Source organism: Planococcus lenghuensis (assembly GCF_001999905.1).
Taxonomy (GTDB): Bacteria; Bacillota; Bacilli; order Bacillales_A; family Planococcaceae; genus Indiicoccus; species Indiicoccus lenghuensis.
Map to the genome: position 1 here is coordinate 432356 of NZ_CP019640.1, position 16200 is coordinate 448555.

16 protein-coding genes are annotated in these 16200 nt (G+C 50.1%); 15 read left to right on the forward strand and 1 reads right to left on the reverse strand.

Annotated features, from left to right (window positions below):
• Positions 1-57: 57 nt before the first annotated feature.
• From B0X71_RS02355 to B0X71_RS02405, 11 genes are all read left to right on the forward strand, one after another.
• Positions 58-714: a flavodoxin family protein gene (locus B0X71_RS02355; RefSeq protein ID WP_077587949.1), complete on the forward strand. Its 657-nt coding sequence runs from the start codon at positions 58-60 to the stop codon at positions 712-714.
• A gap of 90 nt (positions 715-804) precedes the next feature.
• Positions 805-1770: an ABC transporter ATP-binding protein gene (locus tag B0X71_RS02360; RefSeq protein WP_077587950.1), complete on the forward strand. Its 966-nt coding sequence runs from the start codon at positions 805-807 to the stop codon at positions 1768-1770.
• Positions 1767-2420: an ABC transporter permease gene (locus tag B0X71_RS02365; protein WP_232336761.1), complete on the forward strand. Its 654-nt coding sequence runs from the start codon at positions 1767-1769 to the stop codon at positions 2418-2420. Before B0X71_RS02360 ends, B0X71_RS02365 begins: the two co-directional genes overlap by 4 nt.
• Positions 2417-3316, forward strand: a complete 900-nt coding sequence (locus tag B0X71_RS02370) for a glycine betaine ABC transporter substrate-binding protein (protein ID WP_077587951.1) — start codon at positions 2417-2419, stop codon at positions 3314-3316. Before B0X71_RS02365 ends, B0X71_RS02370 begins: the two co-directional genes overlap by 4 nt.
• A 131-nt stretch (positions 3317-3447) precedes the next feature.
• Positions 3448-4611, forward strand: coding sequence for a thiolase family protein (locus B0X71_RS02375; RefSeq protein ID WP_077587952.1), 1164 nt, complete (start codon positions 3448-3450; stop codon positions 4609-4611).
• Complete coding sequence (locus B0X71_RS02380) at positions 4608-5375, forward strand: 3-hydroxyacyl-CoA dehydrogenase (protein WP_077587953.1); 768 nt, start codon at positions 4608-4610, stop codon at positions 5373-5375. Before B0X71_RS02375 ends, B0X71_RS02380 begins: the two co-directional genes overlap by 4 nt.
• An 11-nt stretch (positions 5376-5386) precedes the next feature.
• Positions 5387-6535 carry an acyl-CoA dehydrogenase family protein gene (locus B0X71_RS02385; protein ID WP_077587954.1) on the forward strand — a complete coding sequence of 383 codons (1149 nt, stop codon included), beginning with the start codon at positions 5387-5389 and terminating at the stop codon, positions 6533-6535.
• A complete protein-coding gene (locus tag B0X71_RS02390; RefSeq protein ID WP_077587955.1) occupies positions 6535-7497 on the forward strand; it encodes a CaiB/BaiF CoA transferase family protein in 963 nt (320 codons plus the stop codon). The genes B0X71_RS02385 and B0X71_RS02390 overlap by 1 nt, the downstream gene beginning before the upstream one ends.
• A 15-nt stretch (positions 7498-7512) precedes the next feature.
• A complete protein-coding gene (locus B0X71_RS02395) occupies positions 7513-9132 on the forward strand; it encodes a long-chain fatty acid--CoA ligase (RefSeq protein WP_077587956.1) in 1620 nt (539 codons plus the stop codon).
• A gap of 391 nt (positions 9133-9523) precedes the next feature.
• Complete coding sequence (locus tag B0X71_RS02400) at positions 9524-10111, forward strand: DNA-3-methyladenine glycosylase (protein ID WP_077587957.1); 588 nt, start codon at positions 9524-9526, stop codon at positions 10109-10111.
• A gap of 123 nt (positions 10112-10234) precedes the next feature.
• Entirely contained in the window at positions 10235-10771 is a 537-nt protein-coding gene (locus B0X71_RS02405; protein WP_077587958.1) for a type 1 glutamine amidotransferase domain-containing protein, read from the forward strand.
• 109 nt (positions 10772-10880) lie between these two features.
• Here the strand turns inward: B0X71_RS02405 and B0X71_RS02410 are convergent, their stop codons facing one another.
• Entirely contained in the window at positions 10881-11684 is an 804-nt protein-coding gene (locus tag B0X71_RS02410) for a GNAT family N-acetyltransferase (protein ID WP_077587959.1), read from the reverse strand.
• Positions 11685-11876: 192 nt separating this feature from the next.
• On the opposite strand from B0X71_RS02410, the gene B0X71_RS02415 reads away from it, so the two are divergent.
• From B0X71_RS02415 to B0X71_RS02430, 4 genes are all read left to right on the forward strand, one after another.
• Positions 11877-12806, forward strand: a complete 930-nt coding sequence (locus B0X71_RS02415) for a manganese-dependent inorganic pyrophosphatase (RefSeq protein WP_077587960.1) — start codon at positions 11877-11879, stop codon at positions 12804-12806.
• A 52-nt stretch (positions 12807-12858) separates the two neighbouring features.
• Positions 12859-13566: a DsbA family oxidoreductase gene (locus tag B0X71_RS02420; protein WP_077587961.1), complete on the forward strand. Its 708-nt coding sequence runs from the start codon at positions 12859-12861 to the stop codon at positions 13564-13566.
• A gap of 91 nt (positions 13567-13657) precedes the next feature.
• Entirely contained in the window at positions 13658-14290 is a 633-nt protein-coding gene (locus tag B0X71_RS02425; RefSeq protein WP_077587962.1) for an FMN-dependent NADH-azoreductase, read from the forward strand.
• A 112-nt stretch (positions 14291-14402) separates the two neighbouring features.
• Positions 14403-15938, forward strand: a complete 1536-nt coding sequence (locus B0X71_RS02430) for an FAD-dependent oxidoreductase (protein ID WP_156889778.1) — start codon at positions 14403-14405, stop codon at positions 15936-15938.
• The last annotated feature ends 262 nt before the right edge of the window (positions 15939-16200 follow it).

Below are 16200 nucleotides of genomic sequence, written 5' to 3' on the forward strand. Positions count from 1 at the left end.
CTTACGGGATATATCTGAGGGGTATAGGGAAAATAACTGTAAAAGAGGAGAAAGTAGATGGAAACAGCTGGATTGAAAGCGTTGGTTCTAAATTGTACCTTAAAGAAAAGCCCTGAAACTTCCAACACAGACGCTTTGATCAATGAAGCGATCCGTTATTTTGATCAGGAAGGAGTAAAGACGGAAATAGTGCGCCTGGCCGATTATAATATTGCGCATGCCATGGCAGTGGACGCCGGTGATGGCGATCAATGGCCGGAAATTCACCAGAAGGTGCTGGATTCCGATATTCTGATCATCGGCACGCCTGTCTGGATGGGAGAGAAAAGCAGTATCGCAACCAAAGCCATTGAACGAATCTATGCAGGCAGCAGCGAAACAAACGACAAAGGCCAGTACATTTACTACAACCGGACAGCGGGCGTAATCGTGACAGGCAATGAAGACGGGGCAAAAGACAGTGCCAAGTCCATTCTGTACAGCTTGTCTCATATGGGATTCATTGTACCGCCGAACGTGGATACGTACTGGGTCGGTGAAGCGGGACCGGGTCCTTCATTTATCGAAGCGGAAGGACAGAAAAACAGTTTCACTAAACAACATGCAAAGATCATGGCATATAATCTGATGCATTTTGCTCAAATGTTCAAGCAACATCCGATTCCGACTGAAGGAACAGTTATCGATGAAGACAAACAGAATGTCAGCGACTGAGTTGATCGACTGATCAGAGTCAGGAAGTTCCTGTCGTCACAGAATGGCAGATACGGTAGAATAGAGAAAAGCAGAAATGAGGGGGAAGCCATGATCCGGTTCGAAGGAGTGACGAAGCGATTTGCTGATGGAACTGAAGCGCTCAGCGAATTATCGCTTGAAATTCCAGGCGGCGGACTGACAGTGATCATCGGTCCGAGTGGCTGTGGTAAGACAACGTTGATGAAGATGATCAATAAACTTGAAACACCGACAGCGGGAGATGTGTTCATTGAAGAAAAACGCGTCTCTGCGCTTGATGATGTCTCACTGCGCAGGTCGATTGGTTATGTGATTCAGCGAATCGGCCTGTTTCCGCATATGACCATTAGCCGAAATGCGTCTCTTGTGCCTGATTTATTGAATTGGCCAAAAGAAAAAACAGCAGCACGCGTCAGTGAGCTGATGAAAATGACGGGGCTGGATCCGGATATTTACCTGCAGCGGTACCCGCTCGAACTGTCAGGCGGCCAGCAGCAGCGGATCGGTGTTGTGCGTGCGCTTGCCGGCGATCCCGATATTATGCTGATGGATGAACCGTTTTCCGCACTGGACCCGATCAGCCGGGAACAGCTGCAGGATGAGCTCCGTAATTTGCAGAAGGCGATTCGGAAAACGATTGTTTTCGTGACGCATGATATGGACGAAGCGCTGAAGATTGCAGACTGGATTGTCATCATGAAAGACGGCAAAGTGGAGCAGACGGGAACACCCGAAGAAATTGTCAGCCGGCCAGCAAGCCCATTCGTGGAAGAATTCATCGGGTTTGAGCGGCTGAGCCGCCGGCAGACACCTGGGAAGCAGCAGCTGATCAGATTCTCCGAATTGTTCCAAAGTGAATGGCACGGGGAAGCGGAACCGATTGCTTCATCAGCCACAGTTGAAGAAGCGGCGAGAAAGCTGCGGAAGAGTGCCATGAAGCAATTGGCGGTCATGGAAGGAGAGCGGTTGCTTGGGTATGTGAATGAAAGCGGACTGTTAAAGGCGCTTCTGGCCGAAGAAGGTGAAAGCGCTTGAGTGGATTCATCGATACGGTCATCACCCGACAGGATATGATTCAGACAGCGCTGCTTGAGCATATGTTCCTGTCGTTTATCGCAATCGCAGCGGGTATCGTAATCGCATTGCCGGCAGGTATACTGATTTCCCGGTATGAGACGGCTGCAGAACCGGTTATCGGCGTGACGGCGATTCTTCAGACCATCCCGAGCCTGGCGCTGTTCGGTTTCCTGGTGCCGGTTGTCGGAATTGGGTCACCGACCGCATTGATCGCATTGATCATCTATGCATTGCTGCCGATTTTGCGCAATACATATGCCGGCATTGTGTCGGTTGATGGAGCGATTATCGAAGCGGGGCGGGGCATGGGCATGACAGCTGCTCAGGTACTATGGAAGATTGAACTGCCGCTTGCATTGCCATTCATTATGGCTGGTATCCGGACAGCGACTGTCCTGACTGTCGGTGTCGCGACGTTGGCGACATTCGTCGGTGCCGGCGGGTTAGGGGATATCATTTACCGCGGCTTGCAGTCGTACAATAATTCGCTTGTGTTGGCCGGAGCACTTCCGGTTGCACTGCTTGCGATCGCTTTCGACTGGCTGCTGAAACTGGTGGAGCAGAAAACCACGCCGAAGGGCTTAAAACGACAGGGGGAAAAAAGTTGAGAAAAGCAGGATTAGGATTAATGGCAGCCACTTTGCTTCTCGGAGCATGCAGCGGCGGAGAAGAAGCGGCTGAGCCGATCATCATCGGTGGAAAGCCTTGGACGGAACAATATATCCTGCCTCACATTCTGGGGCAATACATTGAAGCCCATTCCGATTATGAAGTGGAGTATGAGGATGGACTCGGTGAAGTGGCAATTCTGACCCCTGCACTGGAGCAGGGGGATATTGATCTGTACGTGGAATATACAGGGACCGGGCTGAAAGATGTCCTGAAGATGGAATCAGTAGCCGGTCAGACATCCGAAGAAGTGCTGGCTGCGGTACGGGAAGGCTATGAGGAAGAGCTGGGCGCCACATGGCTTGAGCCACTCGGCTTTGAGAACGGCTATACATTGGCTTTTTCAAAGGAAAGCGGTTATGACGCCGAAACGTATTCTGATCTGGCTGAAATTTCCCGAACAGAAGATCTGGTATTCGGCGCGCCGCATCCATTCTATGAGCGGGAAGGAGACGGCTATGACGATCTGGTCGAGACATACGGATTTGAGTTTGCCGAGACGGAAAGTTTTGATCCGGCCATCATGTACGAAGCGGTCCAGAGCGGTGAAGTGGACGTGATTCCAGCCTTTACGACAGACAGCCGGATTGGTCTGTTCGATCTCGGAACAACCACAGACGATCTGAATTTCTTCCCGAAATACGACGCTGCTCCGGTGGTTCGGCTTGAGACACTCGAGGAGTATCCGGAACTGGAAGAAGTGCTGAGCGGCCTCGCCGGTGAAATCAGCGAGGAAGAAATGCTTGCGATGAATGCCCGGGTGGACGTTGACCAGGAACAGCCGCAGGATGTAGCTCACGACTTTCTGGTGGAGCAAGGTTTAATTGAAGAATGATTGACTGTCCTGCAGAAACTTTCTGCAGGATTTTTTGTGGCTTAAAAAAAGGGAATCTTGTACAATATAATTGAATGACTATTCATTTTATTTGAATAAATGAAAACGATTACAAGTTAAGGGGTGGCAGTATGAGAGAAGTTGTAATTGTGGAAGCGGCCCGCACAGCAGTCGGCCGGCGAAAGGGCATGTTCAAGGATGTGCGGCCCGATGAACTGGCTGCAGGTCTGCTGGATGAACTGGTCAGCCGGGCAGGAATTCAAAAAGGGATAGTGGAAGATGTGATTCTCGGCTGTGTGACCCAGTCTGGAGAGCAAGGCGGAAATGTGGCTCGTACTGCTGCGCTGATTGCAGGATTTCCGGATTATGTGCCGGGTGTCACAATTGACCGGCAATGCGGTTCCAGCCAGCAAGCTGTACATTTCGGTGCCCAAGCCATTCTTGCAGGAGATATGGATGTTGTCATTGCGGGGGGTGTGGAAAGCATGACCCGCTCACCGATGTTTTCCAACATGCAGGGGACAGAACCGAGCACCCGATTGACCGAGCAACATGAAATCATCAATCAAGGGCTGTCCGCGGACCGGATTGCCGAACAATGGGGGCTGACCCGGGAAGCGCTGGATGCGTATTCCGTGCAGAGCCACGAACGGGCGCTGAAGGCGATTGGGTCTGGTGTTTATGAAAAGGAAATCGTACCTGTCGCGGTGACTGATGACAGTGGACAGACCCGCGAAGTGGCGACAGACGAAGGCCCGCGCCCGGGTACAACAGCAGAGGTGCTGGCGGGACTGAAACCTGCATTCGACGAAAACGGCAATATCACGGCCGGAAATGCCAGTCAGATGAGCGACGGAGCATCAGCGGTTCTCCTGATGTCACGCGAGAAAGCGGATGAACTCGGGCTTAAGCCCAAAGCGCGGATCGTTGCACGGACAGTCGTCGGGTCCGATCCGACACTTATGCTGACGGGACCGATTGAAGCGACGAAAAAAGTGCTTGCAAAAGCGGGACTGACACTTAATGATATGGATCGCTACGAAGTGAACGAGGCATTTGCGCCAGTACCGCTCGCCTGGCTGAAAGACATGGGAGCGGATCCGGATAAATTGAATGTCAATGGCGGCGCAATTGCACTTGGCCATCCGCTCGGGGCGACAGGAGCGAAGTTGCTCGTTTCACTCGTTCACGAGCTGGAACGCTCCGGCGGCCGTTACGGCTTGCTCGCAATCTGTGAAGGTATGGGGATGGCGAATGCCACTGTCATTGAAAACCTGCAGGAGGTGCATGCATGAAGGGAGCGGACATTAAGGCCATTGTGACAGGCGGTGCTTCCGGTCTCGGAGAAGCGACGGTACGCCAGCTTATTCAGAGTGGGGGGAGAGCGGCTATCTTGGATTTAAATGAAGAGCGGGGTAAGCAGCTGGCAGACGAACTCGGTAATCACGTCATCTACTTGCCGACCGATGTCACCGATGAACTGCAAGTGGCTGAAAGTCTGGCGGCAGCGGCTGAAAAATTCAAGGGCATTAATGTGGCGGTGAATTGTGCAGGCATTGGAACACCAGGGAAAGTGCTATCCAAGAATGGTCCGATGCCGCTCGCGCAATTCGAGAAAGTTGTGCGGATCAACCTGATTGGCACATTCAACGTGACCCGCCTTGCAGCTTCCCACATGCAGCAAAACGAACCGGATTCAGAAGGAGCACGCGGGGTGATCATCAACACGGCTTCTGTAGCCGCGTATGAAGGACAAATCGGCCAGGCAGCATACAGCGCATCAAAAGGCGGTGTTGTCAGCATGACACTCCCGATCGCCCGGGAATTGGCATCGAGCGGCATCCGGGTGATGGCGATTGCTCCGGGACTGATCGATACACCGATGTTCGATGGGCTGCCGGATGCAGCCCGGGAAGCGCTTGCCGGAATGGTGCCGTTTCCAAAACGGCTCGGCAAGCCATCGGAATACGCACAGCTGGTGCAGCATATTATCGAAAACACATTGCTGAACGGGGAAGTCATCCGGCTGGATGGCGGCATCCGCATGCAGCCGAAGTGAGGAGTGGGAAAATGGCAAAGTACCGGTTTGAAGAAGAAGAACATGAACTGTTCCGCAAATCGCTGCGGAAATTCCTTGAAAAAGAAGCAGTGCCAAACTACGAGCAATGGGAGAAAGAGCGTTTAATTCCGAAGTCATTCTGGAAGAAGCTTGGAGATATGGGCTTTTTATGTCCGCAAGTGGAGGAAAAGTATGGCGGGCTGGATGCGGATTTCCGCTATGCCGTCATCATCGGTGAAGAGATGGAGCGCGTCGGGGCAAGCCTGACCGGTGTCGGTTTGCATAATGATATCGTTGCACCGTATATCGAATCCTACGGCACGGATGAGCAGAAAGCGCGCTGGCTGCCGGGCTGTGTAACGGGGGATCACATCATGGCCGTTGCCATGACAGAGCCAGGTGCCGGATCGGACCTCGCCGGCATCCAGACGACTGCGATCCGGGACGGGGATGACTATATCGTCAATGGTCAGAAAACTTTCATCACGAACGGGATCAATGCCGATCTCGTGCTGACCGTGGTGAAAACCGATCCCCAAGCGGAGCCGCGGCATAAAGGAATTTCGCTGTTGATGATTGAAGAGGGGATGCCGGGCTTTTCCCGAGGGCGTAAATTGGATAAAGTCGGTCTGCACGGACAGGATACAGCTGAACTGTATTTCGAAGATTGCCGGGTGCCGGCGTTGAATCTGATCGGCGACGAAGGAAAAGGATTTACATACTTAATGGAAAAACTGCAGCAGGAACGGCTGGTTGTGGCGCTTGCCGCACAAGTGGCTTCTGAAGATATGCTGGAAATGACGCTCGATTATGTGAAAGAACGAAAAGCGTTTGGCAAGCCGATCGGCTCGTTTCAGAATACGCAGTTCAAGCTGGCTGAAGTCGCGACAAAAGTGGAACTCGGCCACGCCTTCATCGAATCACTGGTGGAAGACCATATGGCGGGGAAGGACATCGTATCAAAAGTCTCGATGGCCAAATACTGGCTGACGGATACTGCGAAGAAAATCGCGGGTGAATGCATGCAGCTGCACGGCGGTTACGGCTATATGGAAGAATACAAAATTGCCCGGCGCTACCGGGATATTCCGGTCGCTGCCATTTATGCCGGCTCGAATGAAGTGATGAAGATGATTGTGGCTAAGCGGATGGGCTTATAATGACGGACAGCCTGACTGGAATCCGGGTGCTCGATGTGACTTTTTATCTGCCGGGGCCTTACGCAGCCAAACGGCTGGGGGATATGGGAGCTGAAGTGATCAAAATCGAACCGCCTGGCGGTGATCCGGCAGCTGTTCTGAGCGGGGGGCACGTTTATGGCGCGGTGAATAGCGGGAAAGAAATTATCCGTCTTGATTTGAAGAGCGAAGAGGGGCAGACGCGCATGACGGAGCTCGTCAGGTCAGCTGATGTGTTGATCGAGTCGTTCCGGCCTGGAGTCATGCACAAGTTCGGCTTTCATTATGAAGCGGTAAAGAACATTAAACCTGATCTAGTCTATTGTTCGCTTTCAGGATACGGGCAATCTGGTCCGCTTGCCCATTTGGGGAGTCACGACTTGAACTACCTGGCGATTTCCGGGAGTCTTTTGCAGATGGCCGGCCGCTATCGTTCTCCTGTGCCGCCGGTTAACACGTTTGCTGATTACATTGGTGGACTTGTTGCTTCTGAACAGATTTTAGGAGCACTTGTTAAAAGATTCAAAACTGGTGCGGGCGCTTACGTGGACATCGCGTTAGCAGATGCAGCAGCACAATTCCAAATTGTGCATGATCAATACTCCACAGCCAATGTTTCCGATATTGGCATACCGGAAATTGCCGGAACCGCCGCCTGTTATTCAGTTTATGAGACAGCGGATGGCCGGCACGTCACCTTGGGGGCGCTGGAAGGGAAATTCTGGCGCAACTTCTGTGAATTCGCTGAAGAGCCGGAATGGCAGGAGTATGGATTTGCTTCTGAAGAAAGTCCGGAGTATCAGGAAATTGCCGCATATTTTAAAACGAAAACCTGGCGTGAGTGGTATGACATTTCCATGGAAACGGATTGCTGTCTGGCACCGGTCCTCATGCCGCACGAACGGCACGAACATCCGTTTTATAAACAACTAAATGCGAGATGAAGGAGATGGATGATCATGATGCAGGCACCCTTGCTGTTATCGTCGTTTGTTAAGAGAGCTGAGCAGTACTTTCCCGAAAAACTGATCATTTCAAGAACCGGGGAACAGACCCATCGCATTCCGTACAGGGATTTCGCCAAACGCACCCGTCAGCTTGCGAACGCATTGACCAAACTCGGTATGAGGCGGGGAACAAAAGTCGGCACATTCGGCTGGAATCACCACCGCCATCTGGAAGCCTATTTCGGTGTGCCGGGTGCTGGAGCGGTACTGCACATGATCAACATCCGGCTGTCTCCGGAACATATCCTATACGTCATCAACCATGCAGAAGACGAGATTCTGCTGGTTGATCGTGATCTGCTGCCGCTCATTGAGCGGATTGCGCCGCAATTAAAGACAGTAAAGCATATTGTTGTCATGAAAGACGGTACTGACTTGCCGACCACCGGATTAAAGAATATCCATTCTTATGAGGCGCTGGTGACAGCGGAGCTGGATGATTACGTATTTCCGGAAGACCTGGACGAAAACGCACCTGCCGGCATGTGCTATACATCTGCCACAACCGGCAATCCGAAAGGGGTTGTCTACTCGCATCGCGGCATCGTGCTGCATAGCCTGGCACTCGGAATGGCGGATTCAATGGGGCTGTCTGAGCGGGACATTGCGTTATCGGTTGTGCCGATGTTCCATGCAAATGCCTGGGGACTGCCGTTTGCCGGTGTGCTGTTCGGCACCACACAAGTGCTGCCGGGTCCTGGATTCACACCGGCATTGCTGCTGGATCTGATCGAGCAGGAAAAAGTGACGCTGACCGCAGGTGTACCGACCATCTGGCTGGGCGTACTGAAAGAACTTGAAACGAACCCGCGGGATCTCAGTTCGCTCCGCATGATTATTTGCGGCGGTTCGGCATCACCGAAAGGCCTGATCCGGGCTTTTGAAGAAAAATACAATATCCCATTCCTGACCGGGTATGGTATGACGGAAACGACACCGCTTGTCAGTCTAGCTGTGCTGACATCAGCGAACGAAGAGGCATCCGGCGATGAGCGGATTGATCTCCGGTCCCTGGCAGGGCTGCCGATGCCGGGACTTGAAGTGCGGATCGTCAATGAAAATGGGATAGTTCCGTGGGACGGTCAGACAATGGGTGAGCTGAACGTAAAAGGCCCATGGATTGCCGACGAGTACTACCGGGATGATCGGACAGCGGAAGCTTTCCGGGACGGCTGGCTCTATACAGGGGATATCGCAGTCATGACGCCGGATGGCTACATCAAGTTAATGGACCGGACGAAAGACTTGATCAAAAGCGGTGGGGAATGGATTTCATCAGTTGATCTGGAAAATGCATTGATGACCCATGAAGCGGTATTTGAAGCCGCGGTGGTTGCTGTTCCGCATGAAAAATGGCAGGAGCGGCCGCTTGCCTGCGTTGTACTGAAAGAAGGTTATGAAGAAACTGATGAAATGAAAGCCGAGCTTCTTCAATACCTGGAGAACCAATTTGCCAAATGGTGGGTGCCGGATGACGTCGTGTTCCTGAAAGAAGTGCCAAAGACATCCGTCGGCAAATTCCTTAAAGCCGCGCTCCGGAAAGAACTGGACGGCTACTATCAAGGAGTATGACGAAAAGGGGCTGATGTTTTGGAAAAGGACGCTCCCGCCCTTTGCGACGAGCTTGCGCAGGAGCACCTCTTTTTGACGGAAGCGTTCCCCCTCTTCCCACGTTATTCGGTCCTTTCATTAGCAAGAAGCCGTAAGATTGAAGGATAGCGTCAGTGCGTTCTACAGCAAATAAATGCTGGTTCTAGCAATCAACCATCTCATTCTGTTAGCCACCGAAGGCGATCAGATTCTGCAGTTTCGTAGGAGTTTATCTATAACCTGACACGCCTTCGACTAGAAGGCGTGTTTCTTCGGTATCACTGGACAAAGAAGGGAATATATCAATCTTTCTCTTGTTTTAAGTGAACGGTGAAACGGGAAAACTGCTGGGAGAGGAACAGGAGGGAGACGGATGTTTGAACCAGTACCGGAATCTTTTTTTGAGGCACCGACGCTTGAGCTGTCCCGGGATCTCTTGGGACAGCTGGTCGTCCATGAAACCGAGCAGGGAATAGTAGCCGGCCGGATTGTTGAAACGGAAGCATATATGGGCGTCGAAGACCGGGCGGCGCACAGCTTCGGCGGAAGAAGGACGAGACGTACAGAAATCATGTATGGCCGGCCGGGTCTCGTCTATACGTATCAAATGCACACCCACACGCTTCTTAACGTGGTCGCTGGCCCGGTGGATACACCTCGTGCGATTCTGATCAGGGCGGTTGAACCGGTCGAAGGAACGGAAATCATGGCAGAACGCCGCGGCCATATGCCGATAAAGCAATGGACAAGCGGGCCTGGGAAGCTCACGAAAGCGATGGGGATTACCATGAAATACTATGGCCATCATTTTACAGAGTGTCCGCTCATTATTGCAAAAGGCGAGCCGGTATGGGAAGTGGAGGCCGGACCGCGTGTCGGCATCCAAAATACCGGTGAAGCGGTGCATTATCCGTACCGTTTTTTTGAAAAAGGAAATCCATTTGTTTCCAAATACCGATGAATTCAACGTTTAGTAAAAGCTGAAACGGGAATATTAATAAAGTAGCGGCTGATAGAAGAAAACGTTCTAGTATGGCCGTAAAATCAGACTTAAATTCAAGTGAAATAAAAGGAGTGACGAATAGTGGCTAAAATTGCAACTCTTATAACGGATCTGTTCGAAGATGTGGAATACACGGACCCGGCTAAAGCATTTACAGATGCAGGACATGAAGTGGTTACCATTGAAAAAGAAGCGGGCAAAGAAGTGAAAGGCAAGCAGGGAGATGCCACCGTCGCCATTGATAAAAGTATTGACGATGTAAACCCTGAAGATTTCGATGCACTGTTCATTCCTGGCGGTTTCTCGCCGGACCAGTTGCGCGTGGATGACCGGTTTGTGCAGTTTGCGAAATCATTTATGGACAGCGACAAACCGGTGCTGGCCATCTGTCACGGACCGCAATTGCTGATCACAGCCAAATCCCTGGAAGGACGCACAGCAACCGGATATAAATCCATTCAAGTGGACATGGAATATGCCGGCGCAAAAGTGAAGGACCAGGAAGTTGTCACTTGCTGCAATCAGCTCGTTACAAGCCGGCAGCCCGACGATATTCCGGCGTTCAATAAAGAAGCACTGAACGTGCTTGAAAAAGTTGGAGTGGCTTCAAGTAAATAATGAAACTACGATAGAAAGAATATGAACCCGGCAGCTTGCTGCCGGGTTTTTTGTTCCAGAAAACAAGACGTCAGCAGCATTGTCCGTTGTTTTGCAGGTAACTTTAGTATTAATCCAGCAACTTTGCCATATAAAGCTCATCCTGCAGCTGACCATCAATCAAGAGGGCATGCCGGCGTGTGCCTTCTACCATATATCCGGCCTTTTCATACAAATGGATGGCTGCTTTATTTTCTGCAGCTACGGTCAATTCCAGCCGGCTTACCTGCCTGTGAGAAGCGCTTTCCTCCGCTTTTTTCAGCAATGCCTGTCCAATGCCGCGACCCTGGAATTCCGGAAGGACACCGACGACAATAGCTGCACGATGAGCAGCGCGTTTGGCTGAATTGCCTATAAAGAAGAGGTAACCGGCCTGGCGTCCGTTCAGGATTGCGATCAGCACCAAAGAGGTACCGCTTTTTTTCCATTCCGCCAGCTGCTTTCGCATGTTTTGAGTAGACGTATTGCGTTCGTCGCGGCTGTACAGCATATAGGAAGAGGCAGCTTCTACTCTCCGCTGCAGGTCGATGACCGATCTGGCATCGTCCGGTTCGGCAGAACGAACAAGAACCGTATCCCGTTCAAGTCCACCTGTCTGTCCCGGCTGACGCTGCGAATCATCTGTCCGGACAAAAATAACACGCCCGCCTGGCTCCACGTCTTCGACTGCATATCCGGCACGGGTCCATGCATGAAAATGTTTCGCAGGTGGTTTTGTTTTCTTCCACCAGCTTTTATTTAAATAAGCGGCATTGGGCAATTGGTGTCCGATAATCTGTTCAATTTCCTGAAATGTTAGAATAATTCTGTTATTAACGGCATTTCGGAAATAAGCGGCCAGCGATAGATACTTTTTCTCAGGGTTATTCCCCATTAATCATCACTCCTCTCTGAAGAATCAGTTAATAAGAATAAGTATACTATTGGTCCTACTTAATTGCATATCTTATTTCCTATGTTTTTTTAAAAAGATAATAATTGGAAAGCAGTGTTGCAGGTTTTTTATTTTCATGAGGCAATATGGTAAAATAGGGAGCGGAAAATAAGGTGTACAGGAGGATTAATAATGTCAAAAGTATTAGTGTTGGGTCATAAGAATCCGGATACGGATACCATTGCATCTGCAATTGCATATGCATATCTTAAAGAGAAAATGGGAATGGATACAGAAGCGGTTCGACTTGGGGAAATTAATAATGAAACTGCCTATGCACTTGATAAATTCGGTTACGGGGCACCGCGGCTCGTCAGCCGGGTGTCCGAAGAAGTAAAACAAGTGATCCTGGTTGATCACAATGAGCGCCAGCAAAGTGCAGATGATATTCAGGAAGTGCAGGTCATTGAAGTGGTCGACCACCACCGGATTTCAAATTTTGAAACAGCAGATCCGCTTTATTTCCGCGCTGAGCCTGTTGGCTGCACGGCTACCATTTTACTGAAACTCTATAAGGAGAACAGCGTGGAAATCCCGCAGGAAATTGCAGGTCTCATGCTGTCTGCCATTATTTCCGATTCCCTGCTGTTCAAATCACCGACCTGCACGGACCAGGATATACAGGCTGCAAAAGAACTGGCGGAAATCGCGGGTGTGGATGCGGAAGATTATGGTCTTGCCATGCTGAAAGCGGGAGCCGATCTTAGCAATAAAACGCTGGAAGAGCTCATCTCGCTTGATTCAAAGGAATTTGAGGCAGCCGGCAAGCGATTCGAAGTGGCGCAGGTTAACGCGATCGATACGGATGATGTAATGAATCGTCAGAAAGAGCTTGAACCATTGCTGGAACGTACGATCGCCGATAAGGGGCTTGATCTGTTCGTGTTTGTCGCAACGGATATCCTGAACAGCAATTCCACTGCACTTGTGCTTGGAAAAGAGGCGGACACGGCCGCTCAGGCCTTCCGTACTGAACTTCAAGATAACCGGTTGGAAATGCCGGGTGTTGTTTCCCGTAAAAAGCAAATCATTCCGGTGATCACTGAAGCCTTTAAAGGCTGATTCCCGCCCCATGGTGTGACCTGCTGCTAATTATGCAGAAAGAGGTGTCCATATGAAAATAGATATTTGGTCAGATTACGTATGTCCGTTTTGCTACATTAATAAAAAAAGACTGGAAGAAGCGATCAAGAGAACCGGTTTCGAGAAAAGCACGGATATTGAATACAAGGCCTTTCAACTGGATCCCGATGCACTGCCGGCATCCAGTGAGACCGGAATTGAGCGGCTGGCCAGAAAGCAGGGCGTTTCACAGGAGGAAGCCGGAAAGATCGCAGAAGATCTTAATGCTCAAGCGAAGACGGTGGGTCTTAAATTCAATTTCGATGAAATGACGACGGTTAATACTTTCGATGCTCACCGGCTTGCAAAATGGTCAGCTATCCGGCGCAAACGGAAAGAGTTCGATAATCATGTTTTTGATACTTACTTTTCAGAGGGCCGGAAAATCGGCGTGGAAGAAGTGCTTATTAATATCGCGAAAGAAGTAGATCTGCCCTGGTATGAAGCGGAAAAAGTGCTTCGGTCAGATGAGTTCAAAGAAGACGTTCTGGATGATATCCGGCAGGCGCGTCGTCTTGGCATCACTGGCATCCCTTTTATTGTCCTGAACGGCAAATACTCGGTTTCAGGGGCACAGCCTGCTGAAGTGCTTGAGGATATCATCCGAAAAGTGGCGAAGGAAGAAGGGTTGACACCGGTTCTGCATCCTATCTTGGAAGAAGAGCAGCAAGCGGGTGCTGACCGGAAATGTGGTATGTAAACAGAGTGGTTGACTTCCACTCTGTTTTTCTTTACACTCGTAAAGTCTTTAATTCAAGATAAATATTTAACAAAAGGGAGTTTTCTCGGCAATGAACGTTTTAATCGTGAAAGCAAATAACCGTCCGGCATCTGAAGGAGTTTCCAGCAGAATGTACGACGTGTTCATGGATAATGTAACAACAGACGTGAACGTAAAGACATTCGATGTATATAAAGAGGATATGCCTTACTTCGGCCAAGACTTTTTCAATGCGATGCAAAAGTCTGCACAGGCAGAAGAATTAAGCGATATTGAACAGCGCATCCTGACAGCATCCAACAAAGCTTTGGATCTGTTCATGGAAGCGGATATGGTAGTCTTTGCGTTCCCGCTGTGGAATAAGACGATTCCTGCTCCTCTTCAGACATTCATCGACTACGTCTACCGGGCCGGCGTCACTTTCAAATATACAGAGGAAGGTCCGGAAGGTCTTGTCCCTGAAAAGAAAGTTCTTATTTTGAATGCACGCGGCGGTGTTTATTCGACACCTGAAATGGCACCATTCGAAATGAGCGTCAATTATGTCCGGCAGATCATGGAATTCTTCGGCATTAAGACTATTGAAGAAGTGATCATTGAAGGGCATAACCAGTATCCGGATCGTGCAGATGAAATCGTTGCAGAAGGTATGGAAAAAGTGGCGGAAACAGCGCGTAACCTGACGGCGATAGGAACGAAATAATAGAGCAGGCCTGATTGCAGATACATACTGCATTCAGGCTTTTTTTGTTTGTTCGAATATTTGGGAAGAGAACAGGGTAGAAGATAGGAAAAGGCGATAAGGAGGAAACACATTGGCTGACTACAAAATCCCAGAACATTCTTCTCTTTGGAAACAGTCTGTTGACATTCCAAGTTACCCGGCACTGCAGGAAAACATTTCAACGGAAGTTGCCGTGATCGGCGGCGGTATCACCGGTATTATCACGGCATACTTGCTGACAAAAGCAGGCAAGAAAGTGACGCTGATTGAAGCCAGTAAGCTGCTTGAAGGGGTCACTGGCCATACGACGGCGAAGATCACAGCCCAGCATGGCCCGATTTACGCTGAATTGATCAAGACACATGGCGAGGAAAAAGCAAAACTTTATTATGAAGCGAATATGGATGCGCTGAACTTTTTTCGTTATACCACAGAGGAACTTGGCATCGACTGCAACCTAGCAGGACAGGACGCTTATATTTACTCGGAATCAGAACTGACGAAGCAGTTGCTTGAAAAAGAAGCGGAAGCTTATGAAACACTCGGCATCGACGGCGGGCTGGCTGAAGTGGAAGCTTCTTTCCCGATCGATGTGAAAAATGCATTGGTCATGCGCAATCAGGCGCAGTTTCATCCTGTGAAATTTCTGATTCCGCTCATTAAAGAGATTGAGAATAACGGCGGCAAAATTTATGAGAAAACCCGGGCGATTAAAGTGGTCAATCATAAGGATCCTGTCATCCGGACGGAGAATATGTCGCATATTTCAGCGGATAAAGTCGTTGTGGCAAGTCATTTTCCATTCAATGATTCTGATGGCATGTACTTTGCCCGCATGAACATCCAGCGGTCGTATGTGATTGGTGTCAGAACAGCTGCCACTGTGATTCCGGATGGCATGTATATCAGTGCGGATAAGCCTTCCCGTTCGATCCGATATGCATTGGATGAGAATGGCGAAAAAGTGCTGCTGCTCGGCGGTGATGGTCACCGGGTCGGTATGAGTAAGACGAATACGATGGAGCATTATGAAAATCTGGCTGAGTTTGGTGATAAATATTTCGGTATTGATGATATTCCTTACCGCTGGAGTGCGCAGGATATGACGACACTCGATAAGGTGCCATATATCGGAACGAGCACAACCGGATACGAGAATATTCTTGTGGCGACCGGTTTCCATAAATGGGGCATGAGCTCAGGAGCGCTTGCGGGGCTTTTGCTGACCGATCAGATTATCGGCAGGGAAAATCGCTATGCGCATGTATTTGACCCGACCCGCTCAAAAATGAAAGCGGCGGACGCCATGCGCTTCCTGAAAGACAATGGAACAGTAGCCAAGGAACTTGTCAGCGGAAAACTGCAAAAGCCTTCCAGGACGCCGCAGGACCTGGCGCAAGGCGAAGGGGGCGCTGTAACAGTCAATGGCAAGCGGGCAGGTGCCTATAAGGATGAGTATGGCCAGATACATACGGTCGATACCACCTGCACACATATGGGCTGTGAAACAAACTGGAATCAGGCGGAAAAAACGTGGGATTGCCCGTGCCACGGTTCCCGTTTCAAGTATACAGGCGATGTGGTCCACGGACCTGCAGTAAAACCGCTCAAGAAAATGCTGGACTAAAAAGAACGGACTGCCTACGAAGGGCAGTCCGTTCAGACTGTAGACAAAAGATTTTTTATACAAATAACTGGATATGAACGAGTCTCGTTCAATTAAAAGAAAGTGAAAACAGGAAAAAGGACGCTCCCGTCCTTTGCGACGAGCTTGCGCAGGAGCATCTCTTTTTGACAGGAGCGTTTCCCTTTTTCCTGTCTTATTTTCATTAGGATTCGTTATGCCGCTAAGCGTTCTGAAACAGTAAAGATCACCAAACGAGGCTGGA